The organism is Pseudomonas sp. (genome assembly GCF_040514055.1).
Classification (GTDB): Bacteria; Pseudomonadota; Gammaproteobacteria; order Pseudomonadales; family Pseudomonadaceae; genus Aquipseudomonas.
Genome location: NZ_JBEVDL010000078.1, coordinates 1 through 3,387, shown reverse-complemented (window position 1 = coordinate 3,387; position 3,387 = coordinate 1). Strand labels below are relative to the sequence as shown.

At 65.8% G+C, this 3,387-nt stretch carries 3 protein-coding genes; 1 reads left to right on the top strand and 2 read right to left on the bottom strand.

Annotated features, from left to right (window positions below):
• Positions 1–1,164: aldehyde dehydrogenase family protein (locus tag ABWY06_RS20695; RefSeq protein WP_353927470.1), on the top strand; the 1,164-nt coding region annotated here is incomplete at its 5' end.
• 124 nt (positions 1,165–1,288) lie between these two features.
• On the opposite strand, the gene qhpG is transcribed toward ABWY06_RS20695, so the two are convergent.
• Together qhpG and qhpE are read right to left on the bottom strand one after the other, a co-directional pair.
• Entirely contained in the window at positions 1,289–2,584 is a 1,296-nt protein-coding gene (gene qhpG / locus ABWY06_RS20690; protein ID WP_323609313.1) for a flavin-dependent monooxygenase QhpG, read from the bottom strand.
• On the bottom strand, positions 2,581–3,258 hold the full coding sequence (qhpE, locus tag ABWY06_RS20685; protein WP_274078016.1) for a subtilisin-like serine protease QhpE: 678 nt from the start codon (positions 3,256–3,258) through the stop codon (positions 2,581–2,583). Before qhpE ends, qhpG begins: the two co-directional genes overlap by 4 nt.
• Between the last annotated feature and the right edge of the window lie 129 nt (positions 3,259–3,387).

The following is a 3,387-nucleotide window of genomic DNA, read 5'->3' as shown; positions in this document are numbered from 1 at the left end:
AGCGCGGCAGTGGCGCAGGTGATGGACGTGCAGCTGGCCATCGATTTCCTGCGCTACATGGCCGGGTGGGCGACCAAGATCGAAGGCTCCACGGTGGATGTGTCGGCGCCGCTGATGCCCAACGACCAGTTCCACAGCTTCATCCGTCGCGAAGCGGTGGGCGTGGTCGGCGCCATCGTCGCCTGGAACTTTCCGCTGCTGCTGGCCTGCTGGAAACTCGGCCCGGCCCTGGCCACCGGCTGCACCGTGGTGCTCAAGCCCGCCGACGAAACCCCGCTCACTGCGCTGAAACTCGCCGAGCTCGTGCTGGAAGCGGGTTACCCCGAGGGCGTGTTCAACGTGGTCACCGGCACCGGCATCACCGCAGGCTCCGCCCTGACCCACAACCCGCTGGTGGACAAGCTGACCTTCACCGGCTCCACTGCCGTGGGCAAGCAGATCGGCAAGATCGCCATGGATTCCATGACCCGGGTGACCCTGGAACTGGGCGGCAAATCGCCGACCATCGTCATGGCTGATGCCGACCTGCAAACCGCCGCAGCCGGTGCCGCCAGCGCGATCTTCTTCAACCAGGGCCAGGTCTGCTGCGCAGGCTCGCGCCTGTATGTGCAGCGCAAGCATTTCGACAATGTGGTGGCGGACATCGCCGGCATCGCCAACGCCATGAAGCTCGGCAATGGCCTGGACCCGAGCGTCGACATGGGCCCGCTGATCTCGGCACGTCAGCAGGAGCGCGTCTACGGTTACATCGAAAAGGGCCGCGAAAGCGGTGCGACCATCGCCTGCGGTGGCGAGCAGTTCGGCCCGGGCTTTTTCGTCAAGCCGACGGTGATCGTCGATGTCGATCAAAAACATTCGCTGGTGCAGGAAGAAATCTTCGGCCCGGTGCTGGTGGCGATTCCCTTCGACGACGAAGCCGATGCGCTGCGCATGGCCAATGACAGCCCTTACGGGCTGGGCGCGAGCATCTGGTCCAATGACCTGGCGGCGGTGCACCGGATGATCCCGCGGATCAAGTCCGGCTCAGTGTGGGTCAACTGCCACAGCGCCCTGGACCCGGCGCTGCCCTTTGGGGGGTACAAAATGTCGGGGGTCGGGCGCGAGATGGGGTATGCGGCGATCGAGCATTACACTGAATTGAAGTCGGTGTTGATCAAGCTCTAATCGGCGGCGCCCTCACGCCCCCCCTCGCCAGCTGGCTAGCTCCCACTGGGGATTTGTGATCGACACAAAACTACTGTGGGAGCTAGCCTGCTGGCGATAGGGCCAGGCCAGCCAATTGCAAGGGTCAGGGTTTGTATCCCTGAGCCAACAACCACCCCCGAACCATTCTCCCCTGCTCCACAGTCAAACCTGCCAGTGCCTGCTCAGCCGGCTCACTCCACAACCGCCGCACCAACGGCGCCAACTCCACCCCCTGCACATGCCAGATTCCCAACGGCTGGTCCGCCGTGATCACCACCTCGGCCTCATCGACAAACCCATCCTTCAACACCGGCGCCCGCTCAATCCGCAACGCACTGAAATCCGCCTCGACATGGGCCACCTCGGCATCCGGCCATTGTCGCCGCGCCTGCCAGAATGGCTGGTCAAGCCAGCGCTGCTCATCGGCATAAAAATCCCGGCCAATGCGCGCAAACCGCAGGAACAACTGCTCCACCCGCTGCTGGTGAAACCGCTGGGCCAGGCCCGCCCGCTCAGGTTTGCGCAACAAGGTGTTGATCACCGTCGGTGCCTGCAACGCCGAGGACAGGGATTGAAAGATACCGTTGCCCGACAGCGGGTCCACCGCCATCGCCGCATCACCGACCCGAATCCAGTGCTCGCCGCACACCTGTGGGCTGAGGATCGCCGTGCTGCTGCGGGCATGCAGTTGCAGGTCGGCCTCTGGATCGGCGCCGAAAAAAGCCCGGGCCACTGCCGATGCCCGCCGCCGTTGCCGGCAGTATTCAAGCAACGCCGACTTGCCCGGCAACCCGGCACTGGCCACGTCCACCGTCCATTGCCAGTAGCATTGACCGTCGTCCCGTCGCGCCATCCAGGCCCAGCCGTCGGCGAGGCTTTCCACGGCGCTGGCGGTCGTGCCCGGTGCGCCTTGCCAGCGATTGAGCAGGCTGACCGTCTCCGGCCCGCGCAAGCCTTTGCCCAGGGCCGGCGCCTGGCGTCCGCGCGCTTCCACGAGAAAATCCGCGTCCAGTGCTTCACGCCCTTCGACCTGGATCTGATGCCCTGAAGACGATGACAACACGCCGAGCACCCGACCTTCGATCAGGTCCACGCCCGCCTCGCGCAAGTCTTCGCGCAAGCCCCGGTCGAAGGCCGGGCGGTCGAGCAGGAATTCGATGTTTTGCGCATGCTGCTGGCCGTTCCAGTTCACCTGGCGTTGCGAAGGCAGTGTCGCCTGCGCCAAGGCCTGCTGCAGGCCGGCGCCGCGCAAGGCTTCCAGCACCCGCACGGAAACCCCCTCCAGCGCGGCAAAACGGCGCCACTCGCAGACCAGCGTCACCGGATATCCCAGTCGGCGCAAGCCCAGCGCCACCGCCGCACCGGCCGGGCCGGCACCCAGCACCACAATCGTACTCATGGGCCGCGACGCCGTTCGGGGCCACGGTAATGGGCGTTGTCCCGCAGGCACTGGACGATCTGTTCGTTGCTCGCCCCGGGATGCTCGACCAGGAAAGCGGCAATATGCCCGCTCAACGCCGCGCAGCCGAGGCTCGCCCCCGATTGCCCGGGATAGGTGCCGTGCACGCAAGCACCGAAATCCGCCTGGGCACTGTCAAGCCATGACCATTGCAATTCGGTGCATCGCGCATCGCCGGTCACGCGCAGCACCTGAGGATAATTCGCCGGAAACACCCCTTCGCCCTGGGCCGGGCTGGACGCGCACAGCAGCACGCCCCGCGCCACCGCCGCCGCGCAGGCGTTGCGCAGCAGGCTGCGATCCTGGCGCAGGCCCAGGCTCAGGTTGATCAAGCGCACGTCCTGCGCCACCAGCCAGTCGATGGCCGTGGCGATCTGCAAGGCGCTGGTCACCCCGCGCTGGTCGAACACTTGCGCCACGCAGAACAGCGCCGAGGGTGCACGCCGGCCAATGGCTTCGATCACCGCGCTGCCATGGCCCAGCGGGTCGTCACGCAGGTCGCTTTCAGCGAGCCCGTCTTCCACCAGGGAAAAACGCCGGCCGGCGACCACTTGCACTCGTTGCGCCGCCGAGTGACCGCTGTCTACCACGCCAATGCACAGCTCAGGCCTCATGCAGCACCGTTTTCGACACCAGCACGCCATCGAGCAATTCAAAGCGCAGGTCGGCATCGGCCAGGGTCGAGGGGCGATGGCTGATGAGGATGCGCGTACGCCCGGCAAACAGCCGGTCGATGGCTTCGA